The sequence below is a fragment of the Tateyamaria sp. genome, assembly GCF_039940735.1.
Lineage (GTDB): Bacteria > Pseudomonadota > Alphaproteobacteria > Rhodobacterales > Rhodobacteraceae > Tateyamaria.
Genome location: NZ_JBDVGB010000087.1, coordinates 1 through 22,205 on the forward strand (window position 1 = coordinate 1; position 22,205 = coordinate 22,205).

Sequence of the window (22,205 nt, forward strand, 5' to 3'; positions counted from 1 at the left end):
CACAGATCCGTGGCCAGATCGAAGAAACATCGTCGGATTACGACAAAGAGAAGCTGCAAGAACGTGTTGCCAAATTGGCAGGCGGCGTTGCTGTTATCCGCGTCGGCGGCATGTCCGAAGTCGAAGTCAAAGAGCGCAAAGACCGCGTTGATGATGCCCTGAACGCTACCCGTGCGGCCGTGCAAGAAGGTGTTGTTGTTGGCGGTGGTGTTGCTTTGATCCAAGGCGGCAAAGCGCTTGAAGGCGTGACCGGTGCGAACTCTGATCAAGACGTTGGTATCACGATCGTGCGCAAAGCAATCGAAGCACCTCTGCGTCAGATCGCTGAGAACTCGGGCGTTGACGGTTCGGTCGTTGCGGGCAAAATCCGCGAGAGCGACGATGTCACATTCGGCTTCAACGCACAGACCGAAGAATATGGCGACATGTTCAAATTCGGCGTCATCGATCCGGCCAAAGTTGTGCGCACGGCACTGCAAGACGCCGCATCGGTCGCTGGTCTGTTGATCACAACCGAAGCAATGGTTGCCGACAAACCCGCCAAAGAAGGCGCAGCCCCAGCAGGCGGCATGCCCGACATGGGCGGCATGGGCGGCATGATGTAAGCGTATGTAAAATCTCACCAGATTAAGCAGCGCGGTTTCAACTGATTGAGCGCGCAGTCTTATTAAGGCTGCGCGCTCAAAGATCATCGCATGGATTTTCCTTCGAGCAGCAGAACGTGAGAATTGCTTCGAATACGGTCCATGAGCGCATCAGCCAGCAACGGATCACCAATGTGGTCATACCATTCTTGAGGGGATCGTTGAGCGATCATAACCGTAGAACTTTGAACTGAGCGGTCCTCGATGATCTCGAACAAATCATTGAGTTCCTGTTTCTTCATCGGGCTGAGAGAGAAGTCATCAATGATCAGCAGCTCCAATCGAGAAAGCTTCGCTCTGAATTTTGCGATGCTACCGTCTAGGCGCGCGTACATCACCCCTTCCACAAGACGGCTAGCGCGGACATAACGTACTCCCATCTCATGTCTGACGGCCGAGACACCCAACGTACATGCGAGCCATGTTTTGCCAGTACCTGAAGCGCCAGAGATGAGGATGTTCTGATGCCGCTTAATTCAATCGCATTTCAGCAGTGCCAAGGTCTCCGATTTATCGAGGTTTCGATCTTGTCGGTAGTTTATTTCTTCAGCTTCAGCTTGGTACTTAAAGCGTGCAGCCTTCATCAGGCGGTCAATCTTGTTATTGTACCGTCTTTCCGTCTCGACCTGCAGCATACGCAAAAGCCTATCCTGCAAAGGCATCTCCGAATACTGTGGATGCTGCAACTGGTGCTCCAACTCCTCGCGCACACCAGGTAAATGCAACGCATGCAATAGTTCAAAAACTTGGGTGTTAGACATTCCCGTCGCCTCCGCGCTTAGTCTGTTGCAGTGATGCAAAGTATGAGGCATCGCGCACATTCGCTTGAGGTTCGGGCGGCTCGTCAAAGTCTGAGGACTCGTCATCCATTATGTCTAAACCAGACGCTAGGATGCCTTGGACTGTCTTTGCGGAGTGTTTCCCTACGGTGATTGCCTTTTCGCAGGCGGCTTCCACTCGTTCGCTGGGGTATTGGTCCGTCAGTGATCTTAGGCAGATTGCGTTCTTTGCAGTCCTTGTCGGCTTCTTGCCCGTTCGGAAGTGCAATCTATCAGCTTTTCAGCTGACGGACCTATCTCACGGACGTAACTCTTCATGCCAGTGAAGCGCGTCATGGCAGCGTGTTGATGTGCGACGGGCATATCGGCAGTATGGCGCATTGTGACGCCGGTTGGAGCAGGAGCCGTCCATCCCATCAGATTTCCCATGCCCTGTACCTAAGATTGACCATCTGTTTGCAGCCGCATACGGTGAATGGGCGCTTGCGCCTAACCATTGATAAGGTCCTTAAAGTCCAATGAAATTTTGTTCTCTGGCATTGCTTTGTGCCATTTCCGCCCAAGCGGCTTTTGCTGAAAACACAGCTGTTGTCGGCACTTTCGATGGTATAATTTGGTCCTCTGGCGATACGCCAGGTGCCACGCGTTTCGTTCTTACGTCAGATGACAAAATCATAGGCGCGTATAGCTACGACAGCTTTGGTGAGACTGCCGAAGGCCATTTGGAGGAATGCGCACTGACCGCTCAGATTTTACGTTGCATTTGGAACGATGAATGGGGCTCGGGAGATTTTGCGATCGCTTTTGCCTCTGATTTCTCAAGTTTTTCGGGCAAGTGGTTTGATGACATCGGTTCAGGGAACCGAAGTCCTACAGATGCCGAGGGGCACGTTTGGACAGGGAAAAAACGATAGTTTGATTGCCGCGCCTGCCTTGATACGACGGTTGAGCGACACTTTGGTTAAGTTGATAGAAAACGTGGACGCGCTTAATGCTCCAGGCGAAGGTTCTGCGGTCAATGGTATGGAGCGAGATCAGCTGGTGTCATTGTTGAAGCGCGCCCTTGAGATCTAGTGTCTCCGCAGATTAGCACCAAAGATCGTATTTGGCCCACACTCAGCCCGCGCGATCGTTGAAGTAACCAGAATGGGCATGGAAAATTTCATATAACGACCTCATCAACGCAAGATTTCTATCGTGAGCTGCCTTCTTCAAGATGGCCCGAACATGGTTGCCCACGGCCTTACAGGATGATCCATTGGGCCTGACCAAAACCGGCCGGGTGCTGACGATCATTCTGGCGGATGAGTACCAATGGTAGTGCCAGATCAATTGCCCAAACCCCGCTGCACCTCGTGTGGCTCCATTGATATCCTGCGGGGAGCATATGCGTTTTGGGATGTGGGTACCCAGCAATTCCAGTTATCATCGGAACGGTAGGTTTGTCCGCGGATTGTATGTTCGATCAGGTTCAGATGTTGCATGTGCAGCGAGTGGCGGCAAAGCGAGCTGTGATTGCAGCATTGAGATGTCATCGCCGACGGCAGCTTAGGATCGTTGTCGCAGATGCTAAGTAATACCTGAATGCTGGCTAAGAGATGTTCATACAAAAGCAGCAGCAATCACCAAGCGGTTTGATAAATTTCCAAAGCGTCTATCTCGCGTACCTCTCGAGGGTTGTTAACCAGTAGTCGGGATTGGTTCATGGCATCACTTGCGAGTTTCGGTAGAAAATCCTGAGGAATTTCCATTTCGCGCAGCGTCTGTTGAAGTCCGCACCGTTTTGACAAAGCAGCCATTGCGTCACAAAAACCTTCAGCGCGATCTTTTTCATGCTCGACGGCGGCGAGCTCGGGAAACACATGGGCTGCAATCTCTGCGTAAGGCTTCGGAGCAACTTCGGCGTTGAACCGCAGCACATGGGGCAAAACGAGTGCATTTGAGAGGCCGTGAGGGACGTGAAAATGACCGCCTATCGGATAAGCCAATGCATGCACTGCAGCGACAGGCGAATTTGCAAAGGCTTGTCCGGCCATCATAGACCCCAAGAGAAGGTCAGATCGCGCTTTGATGTCTCCGCCCGAGTGAACCGCGGTCTCTAGCGATGCGCCCATCAATCGCAGTGCTTCCGTTGCAAGATTGCGAGAGAGCGGATTGTTATTTGTGTTGACTGATGCGTAGGCTTCGATCGCATGTACCATGGCATCAATGCCTGTCGCGGCCGTGATATGGGGTGGCAAGCCAAGCGTCAGCTCCGGATCGAGTAGGGCGATGTCTGGCAAAATCACCGGTGAAACGACGCCCATCTTTTCGCTTTGGCCTGTTGTTACGATTGAGATTGGAGTCACTTCAGACCCCGTACCCGACGTTGTGGGTATTAGAATTAGAGGCAAACGCGGGCCTTTCGCATTCCCGACGCCATAAATACTAGTGAGGTGTTCTTTGCCGCCAGCGAGAAGAGCGACAAGCTTGGCCACGTCCAAAGAGGATCCGCCACCTAAACCAATAACACCTTGCGCATCAGCATCGGTAGCTGCTTTTGCACAGGTCGTAACAACAGACTCCGGAGGATCAGCCTTAACATCTTGATAGACGGTGGCCGTGACGCCTGCATCTTGCAGAAAGTCTAAAGCGCGATCAACAATACCAGTCGCCAACATTCCTGGATCTGTCACAAGCAGGACGCGCGATCCTATTTCTTCCCGCACGATCTCGCCAATTTGAGACAGAACGCCAGCCCCGAACCGAATGCTTGGAGATGTGTTGAAAATGAAGGGTGTCATGATCGTTTTCCTCAATGTGTCATGCCAGACGTTCAGATCACCCAGCAGCGCTCGTTGACGCGCCGATCCAGTTGCTCACCACTTGCGTCTTCGGACAGCTCCGTGTCCGTTGAGTGTATTGTCGATGATTGGCAACTCAACACATATTCTGTACAAATTCAAAGCGGTTTCCCCGATTGAAAGCAGTCGTCAGTTCAGTTCCTGCGTTTGCTGGCTTTGTCCGGGGTTCGTGAGCTGTCGGGGTTTTTTGACCTTACCGCAAATTGCAGCGGATCACTGCCTCACAAATGGCCTCCGCATCGATGGTGTCAGACTTGCCACGTTTCACATATGGCTTCACATATATCGGTGGGGTCAACCGAACGTCATGGTCAAACTTCGTCAGTTCGCGTGCCCAATAATGCGCGCTGCTGCAAGCCTCGATACCAACCAGCAATCGGCCCTCGGTGCAATTCCGCGCAGGTGCGGCGTCTGAAAAAACGGTCATTGGCTGTAGAGTCGGCAAGGGTCACTTTGTCCGCGTTATGGACCTAGAGTAATGCAAATGCAGGGCACTTGCTCAAATGTCCGCTTTGACGACGCAGCACCGAGGCAACCGACCACTTAACTAGTGGCTGCAATCGGCTGGGAAGGGTAAGATTTGTTGGCCCGGTATTCCCACTGATGACCAGTAGGCGAATTTCTAGTTCTGAAGCTGGCCGTTCAATTTGGTTTCGCCCATGGTCAGCATCTCCGCGCATTGTTCTTCTGTGGACTCTGGGGTTTTCATAAGCGCTTCATGCTCGACGACCAACTTAGCATCAATTTTAGACCCATCGATGTTCAAGCCGTTAAGCTGTGCGATGTCCATCGTGAGCGCCAATGGCGTTCAGGCAATCAAACTGCGATTGTTCCGCCATAATTCAAAGTACGTTTGGATCATGTGTCATTCTACGTCTTCTTTCTGAATTACCGCACTGGCAGGACGGCGCACGAAATCTTCGAGCCGATCCAGATATCCGGCGAATTCTTTGATCTCTGTCTGTGTGAACACTTCGTTCAACGCAGCGCGGCGCCGGCCCATTATTGGGGCGGCAAGGCGATAGGCATCGCGGCCTTTATCTGTCAGTGCCACGATCGTTTGTCGCCCGTCTTGCGCCGCCTGACGCATGGACACCAACCCCTTTTCGCGCATCTGTGGCAGCGCCCGACTAAGCAGGGAATGATCGGCGCGTTGGGTCGATGCAAGATCGCTGATCGTCATGGGGCCCACTTCGTACAGATCCCAAAGGGTCCGCCATTCGACAATCGAAATCCCCCCGCCCGATTGCAACAAGCCCTGAGCCTGTTTGCGAGACGCTGCATATATTGCAGCAAGCCGGGCAAACAAATTGGTGTCTTCTCTGTCGATCCGGGCTTTTATCCGGTCAACATCACGTTCCTGATCATCAACCATGCGCGGCCTCCCCGATTTTTGATAAGACCCGAGAAATTATTGCGTGACAAGTCATATAATTTCTGCAAATCTCGCCCAAGCCTTCGAAAAAATGGGGGCATTTGCCCTTGGAGGAGGGCAGATCATCAGGGAGGATGATATGATCAAATCAATGCTACTGGGCGGGGCAATTGCCCTTGCGCCAGCGTTCGCGTTCGCACAAGCCACACTGACGTCAGAAACAACTTCGCCGGGTTCCACGCCGCACTACATCGATACGACCTTGGCGGCTGTTTTGGATAGCGCAGGTGTGGCCAAGATGCAAATCACCGAAGGTGCGACGCTGACGAACTCTGTTCAAGCTGTCGCGGAAGGGCAGCTGGATATGGCACCCGCGGCGTTGATCTTACCGTTTCTGTTGTCACGCGGTATCGGCCCATACAGTGGCATCGGCCCTGAAAAAGGCGCTGAGCTGGCCAGCAACATCCGTGTCCTTTTCTTTAATGCGGGTGCTGCGCAATTGTTTGGGCATTACAACAGTAACCCCATCGACGACATCCGCGACTTGGCAGGGAAACGCATCTGGAACGGGCCGCCACGCGGGGCTGCATTGACGTCTGGGCGCGCAATGATCCAACTGCTGTCCGGCGAAAAGGACGGCGAAGGTTATGAGGGCGTTCAAAACCCGTGGCCAGACACAGTTTCCGCCATCACGGGCGGCGGCGTGGATGCATGGACGATGCCCGAAGGCTTGCCATCTGGCCGCGAAATCGCGATTGCGGCGGCGGGCGGTATTACGCTCTATGATGTCCCGTCCGACTTGCTTGCCAGCGAATTGGGGCAGCAAATCCTCGGCGCGCCCGGCCATGCGCCTTACTCTGTCCCGGTCGAAGAATTCCGCGCAGCTTACGCGGGCAATGACATTACGGTTGTCACGGATGATGACTCGTTTGACACCTTTGCCTTGGCCTTTGGTCAGATCGTCACGGCAACAATGGAAGAAGAGCTCGCCTATAATATCACCAAGGCCTACCTAGAAGCCGAGGACCGCTTTTTAACCGGATCACCACGCGGACCATACCTTGGCTTAAGCTTTGGTGACATCGATGGCGTCACCCAAGGAGTCTGCGGCTCCGTTCAAGTGAAAATGCACGAAGGGGCGATCCGTGCCTTTGAGGAAGCTGGTCACACGATCGCGGACTGCCTACGCCCGTAACGCAACTTTCCACGCGAGGCTGGTCTTTTCCAGCCTCGCGCAAGGGGCCTTTTCATGTCAGACATACACGTAAACAGAGGCATCGGCCGAACTTGGGCGATTGCCTTGGGTTTTCTTCTTGTCGTGGTTGGCATGCTCAATACAATGCCGGAAATTCCCGGCTTGCAAGATGCTGCTCGGGCCCTCACGGGGCAACCTTTCTTACGGGTTTCGGGCTTCCCGCCTGAATTCTTCTACCCACCTATTTTTCTGTTGATGATGCTGATCGTCGCTCTTGATGCCAGCGTGTATCGAGCGTGGAAAGTCAGCCGACCGCACCTGGCTTGGTTGGGTTTGCTGTTGGATGCTGGTCTGATCCTTGCTGCGTTTTTTGCCTCGTTTGGATATTTGGTCGAGGTCGATTCAGTCTGTCTGATTGATCAATTCACGGGTGAACGGGCACGCTTGATTTCAGATGCGGCAGCGCGGTCCGAAGGCGTGATCCCTGGCATATCCTTTGATGCCGAAGTTCCCGCGTGTCAGGGGCGGTTTGGGATTTGGATTATCCCACTGCTGTTCACAATCATCACCCTTTTCTTTCTTTATAACGTACGCGTCTGGGGCGTCCCATTGGTCGCTGTCGCCAGCGTTGTGGTGATTTATACGGTCGGTACGGCGCTCATCTGGATCTATGATCTCAGCGACAACAGCTTTTTGCTGACCAAGCTGGGGGCAGATGGCGGCGATATACAGGCTGCAGCGATCCAGAAAGCCACTAACGTGTTCATCACGCCAGATGGGTTCATGGGGCGGTTTATGGATATCGTCGTTAACCAAGTCTTCCCCTACGTGATTTTGGGGGCGTTGTTCGGCACCTCGGCTGGTGGCACGTCGCTGATCAAACTCGCTGTGCGCCTGACCCGCAACTTGCGCGGTGGGCCGGCCCATGCGGCGATTGTGTCCTCTGCTATGTTCGGCACAATCACTGGCGGACCGGTCACCAATGTTCTTTCAACGGGGCGCCTGACGATCCCGATGATGAAGCGCAACGGGTTTTCCCCACAATTTGCAGGCGGGGTTGAAGCTGCGGCGTCCTCTGGTGGGCAAATCATGCCGCCAGTGATGGGGGTCGCAGCCTTTGTTCTGGTCGCATTGACAGCCGTACCCTACACCAAAGTCATCACGGCGGCGTTCCTGCCCGCGATGTTCTTTTTCTTCTCGATTTTCCTCGCGGTGATGTTCCAAGCTCGGCGTGAAAAGGTCGAAGCCATGCGCGAAATACCCGACGATCTGGTGATGTTTCGTCAGGATTGGCTGAACCTTATCATCATCTTTGTGCCGATCATGACCATCCTGTTCTTGCTTTTGGGAAACAAAGACGTTGTCAGCGCAGGCTGGCTATCCAACTTCTTGCCCAACTTTGTGACGCGCACCATCGTCAATTCGACCGGCGATGCGACATCTGCGGGATGGTGGGCCGTCATCGTCCTATTGCCGCTTTTATTCCTAGATCCCGAAACCCGGGCGAAACCGTCTAAAATTATCGTCTCGCTTGCGGACGGCGGCATTTTAATTTCGCGACTGTTCCTGCTTTTGTTTGCGGTCTCGATCATTTCGGCGTTTCTGAATGAAAGCGGCCTGACCGGAGAATTGACACGCGCTGTCACCTCATGGCTGGAAACTGCAAACGTGTTGCGGATCTTGGGCTTTGAAATCCCGATTGTCGGCGGCGTCTATCTGATGCTGGCCCTGACGTGCGCCATGTTCTGCGCCATTTTACTTGGAATGGGGATGCCGACTGTCCCTGCATATGTGAACGTCGCGTTGCTGCTAGGACCACTTTTGGCAAGCCTTGGTGTCAGCTTCTTTACCGCTCATATGTTTGTCTTTTACTTCGCCGTCGCGTCGGCGATCACGCCACCTGTGGCCATCGCAGCCTTTGCCGCCGCCTCGATCACGAAGACCGAACCGATGCGGACGGCCTTTGCCGCCGTGCGCGTTGGGATCGTGATGTTCACGATCCCATTTGTGTTCGCATGGTATCCAGAACTGTTGCTTATCGAAGAAGCCGTCACTATCACCGACTCCGCTGGCCGCAGCACACTGATCGAAGGATATACCGGCACTGTGAATTGGGTTGCCCTGACCCTATTAGGGCTTCGCCTAATCCTCGCACTTTACCTGATGGCCTCAGCGCTCGCCAAATTCGACCGCGACCCCCTGCCACGATGGGAGGTCGCCCTCAGACTGCTTGCAGCGGTCCTGGTATTGTGGAAAACCGCGCCGTTCATGTGGGTCGGTCTGGGGTTGGCCGCCATGTTGCTCGTGCAGCATATGATGGCAATTAAACTCAGGACCCATGAGGTGCCTTGATGCTGGTTCGCCGTCTTGATTCTAGAACCCCAACGATTTGGGAAAACGATAAGTAATCTTTACTGTAGAATCGAAGAACTGCTGATGCGGCTTAGCCCGTATTTTTCAAGGAGACGTGGTAAGTCGCGCATCAGTGTTAGGCGTGTAGTGAATGGTATATTTCATCAATCGCAATGGCTCATGCTGATGTGATGCGCTGGCCGCATGTGACCCGCCCAATACGTTTTACAACCGCTGGAAACGCCCCCTCTCACACATGCAAACGCATGTCTTGCCGGTTAACGGGAACGATGTGGATGTTTTTACTGGAATCATGACCGGATTGGCAGCTATAGCACCCGGCGATAAAACGATCTCGACCCTTTCTCAGTAATGCAAGTATCGCCTGGGTGATGTCGCTGTCCATTCGGCGGTCGATGACAAAGCTATCTATTTGGACGGTCCAAGGCGTCTCCTGAGTACAGCGCAGGATTGGATGGCACAGTCTCCACTTGTTGGGGTGAAACCTGCGGATGGAGTTCAATGATTTTTCTTGCCGAGCTCGACCGATAGCCCCCAAACAGCGAAATCATCAGCAGATGGGATTTATGCTAAGGATATTTTGGTCTGTGCTACGGATATTGGTCATTCTGTGTCCTAATCTATGGACAGACCTATCTTGGTCGATGGCTGGGCGCGGCCCACTTTGGCACGAGTCAAAAAGCTGATCGCTGGCTTCGCTTGATGTACGTCCATGCAATGAAGCGGCTGGTTTTCTGTCCCTGCGCCATTTCGACGATTTGATAATCAGAAACCTTGGCCTTTCCCAAAATGCGATGGAGTGGCGACAGGTTATCTTTCTTCGAGACCAACGACGTAAACCAAAGGCATTGATCACCGAATTCTTTGCTTTGCTCCACCATGCGAGCGATAAATTTGATTTCACCACCCGGGCACCAAAGCTCAGCGTTTTGGCCGCCGAAGTTGAGCTTCTTTGATTTTCCCTGCCCAAGACTGGCCCATTTACGTTGGGTGCCTTTGTTTGCTTGTTCCAAAGATGCATGGAACGGCGGATTGCACATGGAGATGTGAAACCGATCATCAGGTGTGATCACACCGCGAAAGATATCTTCAGATTTAGCTTGGCGCCTAAGAGGGATGTCCAAATTGTTAAGTTCGCAAATCTGTCGTGCTGATTTGAGTGCGCCTGCATCGATATCTACGCCGGTGAAGTGCCAACCGTATTCGCTTTGGCCCGTTAGGGGGTAAACAAGGCTCGCACCGGTGCCGATATCCAAAGCCTTGATATGACGCCCACGCGGGATGTCCTTATCGTTGTTGCTGGTCAGCAAATCCGCCAGATAGTGGATGTAATCAACACGACCTGGGATAGGAGGGCATAGATACCCCGCAGGGATATCCCAAAACTCAATGTTATAATGCGTCTTTAACAGGGCACGATTGAGCATTCGAACCGCGGTGACATTTTTGAAATCAATCGTGGTTTGACCCGATGGGTTGCTGGTTGTGAATGCTTCAAGTTCTGGTGTCTGCGCGATCAAACGTACGAAATCATAGCCATCGGAGTGTTGATTTCGTGGATGCAGTTTTGGTTTGATAGCCATCGGGACGCCTTAACTTTAGTTTATTGGACGTCGCTCGCCAGCCTGTCCGAGGATTTTAAACCTCTACGCAAGAATAGCAAACTATGCGATGCCACAAACCAGTCGCGCTCCATATCACATGGCATTCACTGATCCCGACATGATCGCAACTGGCCTACGTGTTGCTCATAACGGCAAATTTAGGGACAGTTTCAGGGTTTGGCATTTCTACATCACGTAGCAAATCCGAGAGAGCGCTGGGCATCACCTATTGGATTGCAACGTGGGCACGCCACCCAAGATGATCAACGCTTACTACGGCACAATTAGACTCACAGATGAGATCGCGCAGCTAATTCCAGATCGGTCAAAGAAGCGGTTGATGCAGCATCTACGGAAGGGATGTCATAGCTGGGAGGGCGGAAACCGGTCGTTGGTTGCGTTAGGGAAGACCCGAGCTTTAGTCGAATTCCACCGAGGTCAAATACTGAATTTCCGCATCTGAAAACGTGCTTACTTCCGCTGTGAGGATTAGTTATTACTTGTAAGGCGTACTCGTGAAGAGCCCGAAACCGGAGAAGTGTATGAAGAGCATGATATTGGCAGGCTTTTTTGCCTTCCTGATGGCATCAGCTTCCTTGGCGCAAGATGAAGCAAAACGCTTCCGGGATGCCCGCGATCTCGAGGCAACAAATGCTGCCGAAGCCTTCGCCGCCATGAGCACGCTTGCCGATCTAGACTTTCCTCCAGCTATGGACCGGATGGGATACCTGTACCGCAACGGTATCGGGACGGAGGTTGATCTACAAAAAGCAAAGGCATGGCTGGAACGGGCGGTCGAAGCTGAACACCCTTGGTCTTTTGCCAATCTGGCAAGGGTTGAATTACAGCTGGGTAACGGTGATGGCGCCCTTGTACTGTTGGACGCAGCGGTCGCTAACGACAGGCCAGGGACACATCGATTGCTTGCGACGTCTCATATCGACAAGACGCTTGGGGCGGGTTCTGATCCCGATGTGGGACGTGCAATGCTGATTGAAATGGCCGCGAAGGGCGACGACAACGCGGCGCGCGATTTGGTTTTACGCTACAACTGGAATCGGCTGAATGGCGAAGCACCAGACGCTGTCGTCGTGCAGGTCGAAGACGTCGGTCTTGCAGGGGACCCGCAATTCGCCGAAGCCACACTTGTTTATCTAACGCGCTTAAAAAGCACCTCACTTGAAACCATACAGCGTCGAGCCGCTTTGGCGAACGTTCCAAACATTCGTGATCGCGTTCTTTCGGTCGAGCGTATTCGGTTGGCACGAGATTTACATCCCGAGACGTTTTGGTTGGAGTTCGAATCCATCATGGCTTCGAGTGAAACAGAGAACTATGGGCGTGCTGCCACAACAGGGTTCTGGATCAACAAGAACGCGTGGGTCCGTGTCATGCAAATGGAATTGCGTACGCTTGGATACTACAATGGAGCTATCAATGCCCGTCTAACCTCTCGCACGATTAGTGCACACAATCGTTTTTGTCGGGATTCTGGTATCTGGGGTATTTGCGCGACTGGGCCTTTGCGTGGACCAACTGTACGCGCTGTTGCCGAGGCCATTGCTGAGCGTAAAAAGTAACCCCTAAGCGATCCGCAAACTCTTGGGTCGTTTGCGGGCAAGTGCGGCGCGTGAATAGATATGTTCGCCGCGGTCGGAGATCGAGATCGAAAGCATGGATTCCAACGTGAAGTAGGCTCTTAGCCCACGGAACAACAAGTATTCGGGTAGATAGAGGATGCTGACTGGTTTCTTGATCAAGAGGGCGCAGATGATGGCCATGATCGATGGCGCGCCAACCAAAACTGCGATCAACGCCTGCCACGCAAGAGTGTTGAAACTATCAAACACGGTGAAATATTCGATCACACCGAAAATCAACAACGGAACCATCATGGCACGACGTGCAGAATTAATAAGCATGTAAGGCAATGTGATTTTACCGCGCACAGTGATGTCTTTGCCGAACAACATCTCGCGGCATCTTGACGAAATATGAAAGGTTGAGCGAAACCAACGTGTTCGTTGTTCACGCATATGGCCGTATGTAGCAGGAACCTCGGATATATAGCGGACAGTTGGGTCAACAACGAGGCGGTAGCCCAGCTCACCGGCGCGCAGCGAAATATCGGTGTCTTCGCCATTCATGCCTTCAACGAAACCACCCAAATCCCGTGGCAACTTAGTGCGGTAAACTGAGAACATTCCTGGAATGCCCACCACCGAATTGATCGTTCCGAAGGCGACTGAATAGAAACCGTGTTTGACAGCAACTTCCAGAAAACGGGCGCGATCGAACAGCCCGCCACCGGGTGGGATCGGGATTCCCCCAACAACGCCAACTGCGGGGTCCGCAAAATGGCGCATCGCCTTCGTGAAGCTATCCGGTTGCAACAAGGTATCCGCGTCTACGCGCACACAGTACTCTGTGGTGACCGCATCAAGGCCAGCGTTCAATGCGTTTGCTTTGCCAGGCGTCGGCACATCGATCACCCGTCCCTTAAGCGCAGTGCATTCCGCCAATGCGACGGCGGCCACGGCACCCGTATTATCTGATGAATTGTTGTTCATAACCAACAATTCAATCTGCCCGTCATAATCTGCCGCCGCTACATCCATTGCGCGGATTGTATCAATGATAATGTATTCTTCATTGTGCGCGGGGACAAAAACAGTGAGCGGAGGGCTGAATTCAGCCTTGGGTGCGGCCCATGCTTCGACTCGTGCGCCCAAATACAACAAAAGAAAACACAAAGGGAGAAACAGGAATACGCCGGGGCCGATGCCGCCCAGCAGAGTGACACTGCGCAACCATGCCTCGAGGGGAGGGTTCAATGATGAAATGTACCATGCCAAGGACGCAGCAATTCCAACGACCAAGATGAGGCGTAGCGCAATCAACCTTGTCTGTGCTGTATCGATTTTGAGCGGAATGCGTGCAGGCATTTCACCGCGTTCCAATAACTTGAAAGAAAAGATCGCAAACCCGACCAGTCCCGAACCAATCTCAATAATATGAAGCGAAAGCAGGATATTGGCTTGATCATACAGCAAGATCAGCAACCCATCCATGACCAGGCAGAACAATAAATAGGTCAACGTCATGTCAAACATGACACCCAATTTACGGCGCCATCTTGGATCGCAAAGCAATCCAAATGCGATATAAAAACTGATCATGAAAATGCGTAAAGCAATTGAATGCCCCCCTTTGGCCGGCGCAAAAATTAGATCATTGTGAATGAAGAACGCATTTAGCATAGGGAGGTGATTGATCGCCCAGAGCAACGTAAATGACATTACCGCAAACAGGGCCAAAAGAACCGGTGCGCGCCATTGGGGGACCCGCTCTGCAAAACGTCGCGGGGCGCTGTCGACAGACCAAAACTGGACGTCACTTCTGCCGTCACCGTCATTGATGTCATTGGCGAGGAGGGTGCCCTGTGTGGTTTGGTCGTTCAATTCAGCGCGCCCGACGTATCCGAAAGAACCAACACAGCGCGGGGCAGCGTGTTGGTATCGATCTTGACGATAGGCGTCACCGCCACGATCTCAAGGTCGTTACGTATAGTATCTGAAACAACAGCGACCCAGTGCTTTCCGTTTTCCAATCCAGTTAAGACAGCACTCAAATGATCACGCCCCACCACCCGAACAGATAGATCTCCTGTCGCGGTATTCTCAGCTGTCAAAGGCAATGGCTGCGTCCGGGCTGCCAATAGGGTCACAGTATCCAGTGCGACCTGTGCCTCGAGAGGGCCAATGTCGTCACCTAGTATCACTGTAATCGGATCACCAATAAGCTGAACCAGATCAGCGTAGGCATTTGTTGGTTTGTCGCCATTCGTTACCAGCGTTAATTTGGTCACTTCTGCGACCGCTGGCACGCCGTTAGGGCAAGGACCATCAAGTTGCGCCGTATGTCTTAAAGACAGTGTCAGGACGTTTTGGTCCATCAACAGGTTTTGTGGGATCGAGATGTTTTGATCAAATTGACCATCCACAGACACTAGGGACTCTGAAAACAGCAACCGGTCATTCAATTTCGCGACAACCAACCACGGCTCCTCGGCTGAGGTGACAGACCCAAGCGTGAGTGTAAGCTGTATTGCCCTGATGGCCTCATCAAAGTTGCTTTGATCGAACGTTATACGCCACCGCGTTTGGCCTTCGAATTCACGGCTGCGTTGCAATCCTAAAGCGGCTGCAAGATCAGCAGGATCAAGGTTATCCTTGACGAACGTTGGCGTTGTAGCCGCGATCAACACTGCCAGATCTTCGCTAGAAAGATCCGCTGCGCGTGCTGGGTCGGCAGCAAATGTAACGTCATCGGTCCGCCGCCCAAGTTCATAAGCTTGCACAAAGCGCTGGGCTTGTTGGGCGTTGTTCTCAACGGGCCAATCAATTGATGGACGCGACCCCGCCATAAGCAAAAGGTCCGCCGGTGCCTGAACCGGTTCGGACATGATCAACCGAAGGTAAGACTGAGGCAAGATTTGAAGGGCAACACCGCCGACCCAATCAACAGTGCATTCAACTTCGGGTGCGCGGCCATCAAGCGACAGCGCAACTGTCAATTGTTCAGATGACAAATCACGACTGTTGAGTGGGACAATTACCCTGCGATGTAGTTGGCCACTGTCCAACAGCTTGACCGCTCTTCGAATACCATTCACGGAAACACGAAGCACACCTTCGGCATCGATATGCTGTGCACCCGAAAATTCCAAAACAACTTCGCCCGTGCGGGGACTGCCGGTCCCGGGCATATCAAACGTTGCCCGCCCAAAGCTAGGGTAGCCGATCATGGAGTTCAGCGCACCTGCCTCTTGCATCGGGATGATCATCAGGCCTTCGCCTGCATTTGGAACTGGTAGTTGATCAGGTGTCGCATCGATTATCGCGTAGTCATCCAACAACGCACCTTCGAAGTGATCGGCAATTCGATCTACGATTTCGTTGCGGCGGTCATACCCAAATATCAGACCGGCGATTAACACCAAGCACAATGCCATGATTCCCAAGAGTCGCACAGTAGTCTCCTATAATAGGGCGAAGGACCTCTGCGATTTGGCCGCTTCGCGCAAGCGACCAGACCACAGAAGCTGTTGGCCTATAGTAGTTAAGCTGCGTCATGGACACGCAAAATTGCTTCGTGATGAATAACGCCGGGTTTTTGTGCGTCGGTCCACGTCGAAACGCAGGCAACGGTGTCTTTGCGAGCGCGGTGAATGTACTTTGATGCAATTTCCACCGTTTCGCCCAATAAACCATCGGCAAGCGTGGTCGGCTCAAGTCCAAGATCAATAAATGTTTTATTGGACACTCTCAGATCATTTTCGGCCGCTTCCTTGCGCGGGTTATCGACGAAAGCTACGTCTGCGCCCGCGGTTCGCGCGACTAAATGTGCCAGATCACGCACGCGGTGGGTCTCGGTCATCTGGTTTAGGATTTTGACCTTACCGTCTTTCTCAGGAGGGTTCTCAACCGCAAGCGCAAGACAACGTACCGTGTCGTTGATATGAATGAATGCGCGTGTCTGTCCGCCTGTCCCGTGAACTGTCAGCGGATGTCCCATCGCAGCTTGCATCAGGAAACGGTTCAAGACAGTGCCATAGTCGCCGTCGTAGTCGAAACGGTTAATGAGACGTTCATCCATGCGGGTTTCATCGGTCTGTGTACCCCAAACGATACCCTGATGCAGATCTGTGATCCGGAGCGCGTTGTTCTTGGCATAAAATTGGAACAAAAGTTGATCCATTGACTTGGTCATGTGGTAAACACTGCCCGGATTCGTCGGATACAGGATGTCACGTTTAAACACTTCGCCATCATCGCCGGGAACCATAACGGAAAGATAACCTTCGGGAATCTCCAATCCGTCGCCATCGTAGCCATAGACACCCATGGTGCCCAAGTGCACGACATGCGGATCAATGCCCTGATCGGCGATGATTGCCAGCATGTTATGAGTGCCGTTGATGTTGTTGTCGACGGTATACAACTTTTCTTCGAGACCACGCATAGAGTAAGGTGCAGCACGTTGTTCGCCAAAGTGGATAATTGTGTCCGGCTTTGTTGTCTTGATAAGGTTTGCAAAACCTTCAATGTCTTTCGCAACGTCGACATTTGAGAATGTAATTGTGTTACCCGAAACCTCTTTCCAAGCAAGGATACGCTCTTCAATCGACGTGATCGGTGTCAGGCTTTCCGCGCCCAGATCTTCGTCAATACGACGACGTGACAGGTTATCAACGATCGTCACGTTGTGGCCTTGGGCCGACAGATGGAGGGATGTTGGCCAGCCGCAAAAACCGTCGCCGCCGATAATCATTACATTCTTCATGGCATTCACCTTTCGAATAGTACTGCACAAACTGTGCGTTTACTTGTGACGTAATTTTCGTACGGAGGGGGACCCTTCGCTTAGCACTACATTAAGAAAGCTAGCGCGAAATAGTCAGAGGGAAAAAAAATGAAGAATCGGCAGCGGAGACTTGCCGGTTAATCGCACGTCAATTTGTCAAAGCATTGCCCAAATTTTGCGCACTGGGTGGTTCAACCCCGTTCATATGAAAAGCCGCGAAGCCCATGGGTTAAGGACGTTTTTGAGTACACGAAAAGTATTGCTCAAGAAGACAATGGATCTGGCCAACGAGGTCCGCGGGCTGTTGGATATCTTTGGCGTAAGATTGCCCCGAACAGTGAAACACGGGTTTTTGAGGGCTTGGTAAGACCAATGATCGAGATGGATGACGTCCTTGCGCATGCAATCAACCCATTGCTCGCCGCGCTGACGGTCTTGTTCCAACACGACCTCAAGATGGATCGGCACGTGAAACGTGCGGCATATTAAGACGAGCTTTGCATGCGTATGATGACCATCCCCGGAGTTGGCCCCGCTGCAAGCCTCACATTCAAGGCCGCTGTTGACGACCCGAACCGGCTCAAACGTTCGCGTACAGTTGGAGCAGACTTTGGCTTAACTCCAAGGCGCTTTTAGTCTGGAGAGCGTGTCAATCCTGGCAGAATACCAAGGTCTGGGGATACAGAATTGGAAAGCTGCTTAGTTTCTACCAATGGACCCCATCAAAAATGGGGGAGTTTTTGGCGCATTACACCAACGTAAGTCATTGTTGTTGATGAAGGTAATGCCGTTCAAAACACGTTGAACATCACCCCGAGGCACCCCGAGGCTCTTTGGGGAATAGGGCCGAAGCCGCACTATTTGATCTTCATTAAGCCAGTGAAATTTGCTCACGTAGCCCCCGCAGGTTCAGGGAGTTTGAACCATGCCGACCAGAGAGCCTCACGTGGATTAATGGGTCTTGAGCCTAAGACTGTAAATCGAAATCCACACTTACGGCGCTTTGAAGGAATGCCGCAGAGCCTGACAAATCAATCAATTCAGCAACAGATCCGATCGACATTTTTTCTAGGATTCGAGCACGGTGGTGATCAACAGTCCTAGGGCTGATGTTCAACTGACGGCCTACCTCTTTGCTAGATGTCGTTGATGGATGGGCGATCATGAACAGCGCCACCTCTTTTTCGCGGGCAGTCAGTTTCTCGAATTTCGTTCGCGCTGTCTTCACGTTCTTCTCGGCGCTTCTTGTTTCTAGATCAGTTGAGAACGCGGTATCAATGCAAGCCACCAGATCACTTTGTCGGAATGGTTTTTCGAGAAAATCAACGGCACCAGCTTTCATGGCCTGCACGGATTCAGGCACGCCGCCTTGGCCCGATATAAAGATGATCGGGATTGAGAATTCAGTTTCTGCAAGATGCTTTTGAAGCTCCAATCCGTTCAGGCCCGGCATCCCATAGTCCAAGACAAGGCAGCCCGGTTGGGTAACGTCGTATGCGTCCAGAAAAGCCTCTGCCGAGAAATAGCTTTTGACGTCATAACCGCGCTTGCCCAAAGCGCGTGCAAGGCTGGTTCGGATACGGTCATCATCGTCAACAAGAAATACAGTTGACTGTCCTTCTGGGGGCATCATTATTTCGGACCTCTAATAAGTACTTCTAGCAACGGTACGGCACATCAAATCGGAAGGGATAGGCAAAACCGCGATCCTTCTTTGTGATCTTGATCGTACCACAACCGGCCTCCATTTGCTTCCGCAATTGTTCTGCAAATCGACAAACCAAGCCCCATTCCGTCTTTTTTGCTTGTCTCAAACTGCTTGAACAATGTGACGTCGGGGGAAATGCCGGGTCCGGTGTCTTCCACCCAAATCTCTAGATGGTTCGGTTGCTCACGTGCCATAATTGCGACTTCCTTGACCGGACTATCTGCCTCCGTGATGGCTTCGATTGCGTTTCGAACTAAGTTTATCAAGACCTGTGCAATCTGGATCCGGTTGCCGATCACCAAGGGCATTTGGTTCACGTCAAAGCGCAAAGTAACTTTTTGCTCTAATGCTTCGTGGTGCAAAAGACTTTGTGTTTGCTTTACCAGTTCATTCACATCGAATGGTTTCTTTTCGCCTTGATCCTTGCGGATGAATCCACGCAAAGCCCGCAGAATATCACCGCCTCGGTGGGCTTGATCATCCAATTCAGTCAGGATGTTCAGCAAATCTGGATTGATGTCTTTGTGTTGTTTGGCCGTCGTGATGGCCGCATCAACATTTTGCGATATTGCCGTCAAAGGTTGGCTGAGCTCATGCGCCAATCCTGTCGCCATTTGTCCCATCAGATTCACGCGCGAGAAATGCGACAGATCGCGGTTCAATTCTAGAATTCTTGCATCGGCGTTCCGGCGTTGTGCGATCTGGTCGATCAACGTTTCGTTGGCTTTCTCAAGCTCTTTGTAGGTCTCGGGCAGGGGGGCGGTGTCTGGCACTTCGCCTTGTGACACAAGCGCTGTGCGCACTGCGAATGCGCGGACGGGTCTGAGGATCAGCTCGGCCAGCGCCAGACCTGCGAGCGCCGCTAAAAATGAAACAAGTGCAGCCAGCCAGATGTTGCGTGTTCTGTTGTTTTTGATGCTTTGAGTAAAGTCTTTCTCGGGGGCGTAAACGGCGATTGTCCACGGCAACTCGGTCTCTGACAGTGGTTTTAGCAACGAGACGTATTTGTCATTTTCATACTCGAACTCCGACTGCGTTTCGCGCTCAACCTTTATCAGACCGTCAGAACCCGATTGATTGAATGCAGCCTGCGCGACAGGGTCATCTATGTCTTCAATCCCGACAAGGCCGGGCGTGCTGTCCGTGTCATCTTCGATCATTTGCGCCATTCTCGGATGCGCAATGACGTTGCCAGTCCCATCTAGAATTAAGGCGGACCCGTGGGTGCTTAGCTCGAGCTCGGATAGGAAATTTGAGATTGTTGAAATCTCGATATCGACCCCGATTACCCCCTTGATCGCATTATCAAATACGACAGGAACCGCCACAGAAATGCCCAGCTGGCGCGACGAGAAGAAAACATATGGGTCCGTCCAAACCGTGGACCGATTTAACTTGGCTCTTTCGTACCAAGGCCGTGTGCGCGGATCAAAGGAATCGTTGGGATCAATAAGAGTTTCAACAGTTGAAAAATCGGTATTCCGCCAAATCAGGTCGGCAGATTGGGCGCGCAGACCCGGTCGAATGATCTTGGTTCGAAATGGTCCAGGTCCGTCATCGGACCGCATCACATAGGTAAAGTTCCCTGCTTCGTCGCCAAAATAGATGCCCGAAATCTGTGTCTCGGTTTGCAAGGTCTGGAACAAGAAGTTTTCGAGTTGTGGAAAGTCATTGGTGCCAACGATCCCGCTTTCGATAACGCGTTGGGAAAGTTCCGCCACTTCTCGGGCGGGCTTTAGAAAGCCACTGGAATGTTCGCTGGCATTCGCGCCAGCTTCAGCCAGACGGTCACGCGCGTGTTGTAGCATCGCCTTTTCCGAGGTCAGATAGGACGTCGAGACAACAATCAGGATTGCTAGAAATTGTAACCCGGCCAGGCTGATGGCCAGAACAAATCCGAGAGAGAACTTCATAGTTCGCGCTCCGATATGTTTGTGCGACCCCTCTTATAAGCCGACATTTCGAAGCGCCTTATCAAAGGCCGTTCCCAGCTTGTCGACCAGTTCATCCAAGTGGGTTTGCTCGGATATAAAGGGCGGGGCCAGCAACACATGATCCCCCTGTTTTCCATCGATTGTACCACCCATAGGATAGCAAATCAGGCCCTCATCGAAGGCCGCGCTTTTGAGGACGGAATGGAATTTAAGTGCTGGATCAAAGCAGGCCTTTGTTTCACGGTTTTGTACGAACTCGACCCCCATAAACAAGCCTCGTCCCCGAATGTCGCCGACATGTGCATGCTGGCCGATCCGTTCGACCAATCGTTTTCTTAAGTAAGCGCCCTTGTCCGTTACCTTGTCCACCAAACCTGCTGTCAGTTTTGTCAGAACGGCCACGCCTGCTGCACAAGCTGTCGGATGCGCCAGATAAGTGTGCCCGTGTTGGAAAAAGCCCGATCCATTTTGGATGGCGTCATAGATGGCACCGCTGCACATCATGGCCCCAATGGGTTGATAGCCCGCCCCCAAACCTTTTGCGATGGTGCAGATATCGGGCGAAACGCCGTCTTGGTCGCAGGCGAAAAGTGTACCGGTGCGTCCCATACCACACATCACTTCGTCGAGGATCAACAGCACACCGTATTGGTCACAAATCTCTCGGATGCGGCGGAAATATCCATTGGCTGCCGGAACCGCACCCAAAGTCGCGCCAACGACCGGCTCGGCCACAAAGCACATGACCTCATCAGGTCCAAGGCGCTGAATTTCGGCTTCCAGCTCATTGGCAATCCGAAGCCCAAAATCGGCTTCGGTCTCGCCCTCATGCTTGTCGCGGTAGGCATAGCAGGGCGCGATATGGCTGACATCCATCAAAAGCGGTGCAAACTGGGCACGCCGCCACTCGTTTCCGCCAACTGCCAACGCACCTAATGTATTGCCATGATAGCTTTGCCGACGCGCGATGATCTTGTGGCGTTTGGGTTGGCCGGTTTCGAGGAAATACTGCCGCGCGAGCTTGAGGGAAGCCTCGATCGCTTCGGACCCGCTAGAGACAAAGTATACCCTGTCCAGACCGGAGGGCGCATGTTCTATAAGCATGTCTGCCAGCTGTTCGGCCGGTTCCGATGTCAAAAAACTATTGTGCGCATAGGCCATCGAATCGAGTTGGGATTTGACGGCTTCGATGACATCGCGATCACCATGGCCCAAGCATGAAACAGCGGCACCGCCTGATCCATCAAGGTATGTCTTGCCGTGTTTGTCCGTCAGATAAACCCCCGCACCACCGGTGCCAACAGGTGGTAAACCTGCGGAGTTTCTTGGAAAAACATGCGACATCAACTGAATTCCGATGTGGATTTAGCTCAACTTTCCATTT

The 22,205-nt window shown here is 52.5% G+C and carries 16 protein-coding genes and 2 pseudogenes; 6 read left to right on the plus strand and 12 right to left on the minus strand.

Translation table 11 applies throughout. The annotated features are described in order from the left end of the window. A partial coding sequence (locus ABJF76_RS17870) for a TCP-1/cpn60 chaperonin family protein (protein ID WP_413822633.1) occupies nucleotides 1-605 on the plus strand: 605 nt, incomplete at its 5' end. Between the two features lie 83 nt (nucleotides 606-688). Here the strand turns inward: ABJF76_RS17870 and istB are convergent. Further along, nucleotides 689-1,510, minus strand: a pseudogene (gene istB, locus ABJF76_RS17875) (IS21-like element helper ATPase IstB). Between the two features lie 431 nt (nucleotides 1,511-1,941). Between istB and ABJF76_RS17880 the strand changes: the two are divergent. Next, the gene (locus ABJF76_RS17880) at nucleotides 1,942-2,337 is read left to right on the plus strand and encodes a hypothetical protein (RefSeq protein ID WP_413821921.1); all 396 of its coding nucleotides are present in this window, start codon (nucleotides 1,942-1,944) and stop codon (nucleotides 2,335-2,337) included. A 708-nt stretch (nucleotides 2,338-3,045) separates the two neighbouring features. Here ABJF76_RS17880 and ABJF76_RS17885 read toward each other — a convergent pair. The 4 genes and pseudogenes from ABJF76_RS17885 to ABJF76_RS17900 form a co-directional block, all read right to left on the minus strand. Then, entirely contained in the window at nucleotides 3,046-4,206 is a 1,161-nt protein-coding gene (locus tag ABJF76_RS17885) for an iron-containing alcohol dehydrogenase (RefSeq protein WP_413821922.1), read from the minus strand. Nucleotides 4,207-4,462: 256 nt separating this feature from the next. Beyond that, a pseudogene (locus tag ABJF76_RS17890) lies at nucleotides 4,463-4,693 on the minus strand (hypothetical protein); the annotation flags it as partial. Between the two features lie 195 nt (nucleotides 4,694-4,888). Next, nucleotides 4,889-5,056: a hypothetical protein gene (locus tag ABJF76_RS17895; RefSeq protein WP_413821923.1), complete on the minus strand. Its 168-nt coding sequence runs from the start codon at nucleotides 5,054-5,056 to the stop codon at nucleotides 4,889-4,891. A gap of 75 nt (nucleotides 5,057-5,131) precedes the next feature. Further along, the gene (locus ABJF76_RS17900) at nucleotides 5,132-5,641 is read right to left on the minus strand and encodes a MarR family winged helix-turn-helix transcriptional regulator (RefSeq protein WP_413821924.1); all 510 of its coding nucleotides are present in this window, start codon (nucleotides 5,639-5,641) and stop codon (nucleotides 5,132-5,134) included. 139 nt (nucleotides 5,642-5,780) lie between these two features. Here ABJF76_RS17900 and ABJF76_RS17905 point away from each other — a divergent pair, with 139 nt between their 5' ends. Then, complete coding sequence (locus ABJF76_RS17905; protein WP_413821925.1) at nucleotides 5,781-6,836, plus strand: TAXI family TRAP transporter solute-binding subunit; 1,056 nt, start codon at nucleotides 5,781-5,783, stop codon at nucleotides 6,834-6,836. Between the two features lie 54 nt (nucleotides 6,837-6,890). After that, entirely contained in the window at nucleotides 6,891-9,188 is a 2,298-nt protein-coding gene (locus tag ABJF76_RS17910) for a TRAP transporter permease (RefSeq protein ID WP_413821926.1), read from the plus strand. 695 nt (nucleotides 9,189-9,883) lie between these two features. On the opposite strand, the gene rlmF is transcribed toward ABJF76_RS17910, so the two are convergent. Further along, nucleotides 9,884-10,792 (minus strand): 23S rRNA (adenine(1618)-N(6))-methyltransferase RlmF, encoded by a 909-nt coding sequence (rlmF, locus tag ABJF76_RS17915; RefSeq protein WP_413821927.1) that lies wholly within the window; start codon nucleotides 10,790-10,792, stop codon nucleotides 9,884-9,886. A gap of 563 nt (nucleotides 10,793-11,355) precedes the next feature. On the opposite strand from rlmF, the gene ABJF76_RS17920 reads away from it, so the two are divergent. Beyond that, entirely contained in the window at nucleotides 11,356-12,393 is a 1,038-nt protein-coding gene (locus tag ABJF76_RS17920) for a tetratricopeptide repeat protein (RefSeq protein WP_413821928.1), read from the plus strand. Between the two features lie 3 nt (nucleotides 12,394-12,396). On the opposite strand, the gene ABJF76_RS17925 is transcribed toward ABJF76_RS17920, so the two are convergent. From ABJF76_RS17925 to ABJF76_RS17935, 3 genes are all read right to left on the minus strand, one after another. After that, on the minus strand, nucleotides 12,397-14,274 hold the full coding sequence (locus ABJF76_RS17925; RefSeq protein ID WP_413822422.1) for a glycosyltransferase family 2 protein: 1,878 nt from the start codon (nucleotides 14,272-14,274) through the stop codon (nucleotides 12,397-12,399). Further along, entirely contained in the window at nucleotides 14,271-15,845 is a 1,575-nt protein-coding gene (locus tag ABJF76_RS17930) for a hypothetical protein (protein ID WP_413821930.1), read from the minus strand. Before ABJF76_RS17930 ends, ABJF76_RS17925 begins: the two co-directional genes overlap by 4 nt. A gap of 89 nt (nucleotides 15,846-15,934) precedes the next feature. Further along, the gene (locus tag ABJF76_RS17935) at nucleotides 15,935-17,158 is read right to left on the minus strand and encodes an NAD-dependent epimerase/dehydratase family protein (RefSeq protein WP_413821931.1); all 1,224 of its coding nucleotides are present in this window, start codon (nucleotides 17,156-17,158) and stop codon (nucleotides 15,935-15,937) included. 531 nt (nucleotides 17,159-17,689) lie between these two features. Here ABJF76_RS17935 and ABJF76_RS17940 point away from each other — a divergent pair. Continuing rightward, nucleotides 17,690-17,815, plus strand: coding sequence for a transposase (locus tag ABJF76_RS17940; RefSeq protein WP_413821955.1), 126 nt, complete (start codon nucleotides 17,690-17,692; stop codon nucleotides 17,813-17,815). Between the two features lie 331 nt (nucleotides 17,816-18,146). On the opposite strand, the gene ABJF76_RS17945 is transcribed toward ABJF76_RS17940, so the two are convergent. Genes ABJF76_RS17945 through ABJF76_RS17955 form a run of 3 tightly spaced genes read right to left on the minus strand, consistent with a single transcriptional unit; the run spans nucleotide 18,147 to nucleotide 22,165 of the window. Then, nucleotides 18,147-18,812: a response regulator transcription factor gene (locus ABJF76_RS17945; protein ID WP_413821932.1), complete on the minus strand. Its 666-nt coding sequence runs from the start codon at nucleotides 18,810-18,812 to the stop codon at nucleotides 18,147-18,149. A gap of 44 nt (nucleotides 18,813-18,856) precedes the next feature. Then, nucleotides 18,857-20,800 (minus strand): cache domain-containing protein, encoded by a 1,944-nt coding sequence (locus ABJF76_RS17950; RefSeq protein ID WP_413821933.1) that lies wholly within the window; start codon nucleotides 20,798-20,800, stop codon nucleotides 18,857-18,859. Between the two features lie 33 nt (nucleotides 20,801-20,833). Further along, entirely contained in the window at nucleotides 20,834-22,165 is a 1,332-nt protein-coding gene (locus tag ABJF76_RS17955; RefSeq protein ID WP_413821934.1) for an aspartate aminotransferase family protein, read from the minus strand. Nucleotides 22,166-22,205 lie beyond the last annotated feature (40 nt).

Excerpts from the sequence above, each read along its gene's own strand:
- ABJF76_RS17880 (WP_413821921.1), top strand. The coding sequence starts at position 1,942 with ATGAAATTTTGTTCTCTGGCATTGCTTTGTGCCATTTCCGCCCAAGCG.
- ABJF76_RS17885 (WP_413821922.1), bottom strand. The coding sequence starts at position 4,206 with ATGACACCCTTCATTTTCAACACATCTCCAAGCATTCGGTTCGGGGCT.
- ABJF76_RS17895 (WP_413821923.1), bottom strand. The coding sequence starts at position 5,056 with ATGGACATCGCACAGCTTAACGGCTTGAACATCGATGGGTCTAAAATT.
- ABJF76_RS17900 (WP_413821924.1), bottom strand. The coding sequence starts at position 5,641 with ATGGTTGATGATCAGGAACGTGATGTTGACCGGATAAAAGCCCGGATC.
- ABJF76_RS17905 (WP_413821925.1), top strand. The coding sequence starts at position 5,781 with ATGATCAAATCAATGCTACTGGGCGGGGCAATTGCCCTTGCGCCAGCG.
- ABJF76_RS17910 (WP_413821926.1), top strand. The coding sequence starts at position 6,891 with ATGTCAGACATACACGTAAACAGAGGCATCGGCCGAACTTGGGCGATT.
- rlmF (WP_413821927.1), bottom strand. The coding sequence starts at position 10,792 with ATGGCTATCAAACCAAAACTGCATCCACGAAATCAACACTCCGATGGC.
- ABJF76_RS17920 (WP_413821928.1), top strand. The coding sequence starts at position 11,356 with ATGAAGAGCATGATATTGGCAGGCTTTTTTGCCTTCCTGATGGCATCA.
- ABJF76_RS17935 (WP_413821931.1), bottom strand. The coding sequence starts at position 17,158 with ATGAAGAATGTAATGATTATCGGCGGCGACGGTTTTTGCGGCTGGCCA.
- ABJF76_RS17940 (WP_413821955.1), top strand. The coding sequence starts at position 17,690 with ATGACCATCCCCGGAGTTGGCCCCGCTGCAAGCCTCACATTCAAGGCC.
- ABJF76_RS17945 (WP_413821932.1), bottom strand. The coding sequence starts at position 18,812 with ATGATGCCCCCAGAAGGACAGTCAACTGTATTTCTTGTTGACGATGAT.
- ABJF76_RS17950 (WP_413821933.1), bottom strand. The coding sequence starts at position 20,800 with ATGAAGTTCTCTCTCGGATTTGTTCTGGCCATCAGCCTGGCCGGGTTA.
- ABJF76_RS17955 (WP_413821934.1), bottom strand. The coding sequence starts at position 22,165 with ATGTCGCATGTTTTTCCAAGAAACTCCGCAGGTTTACCACCTGTTGGC.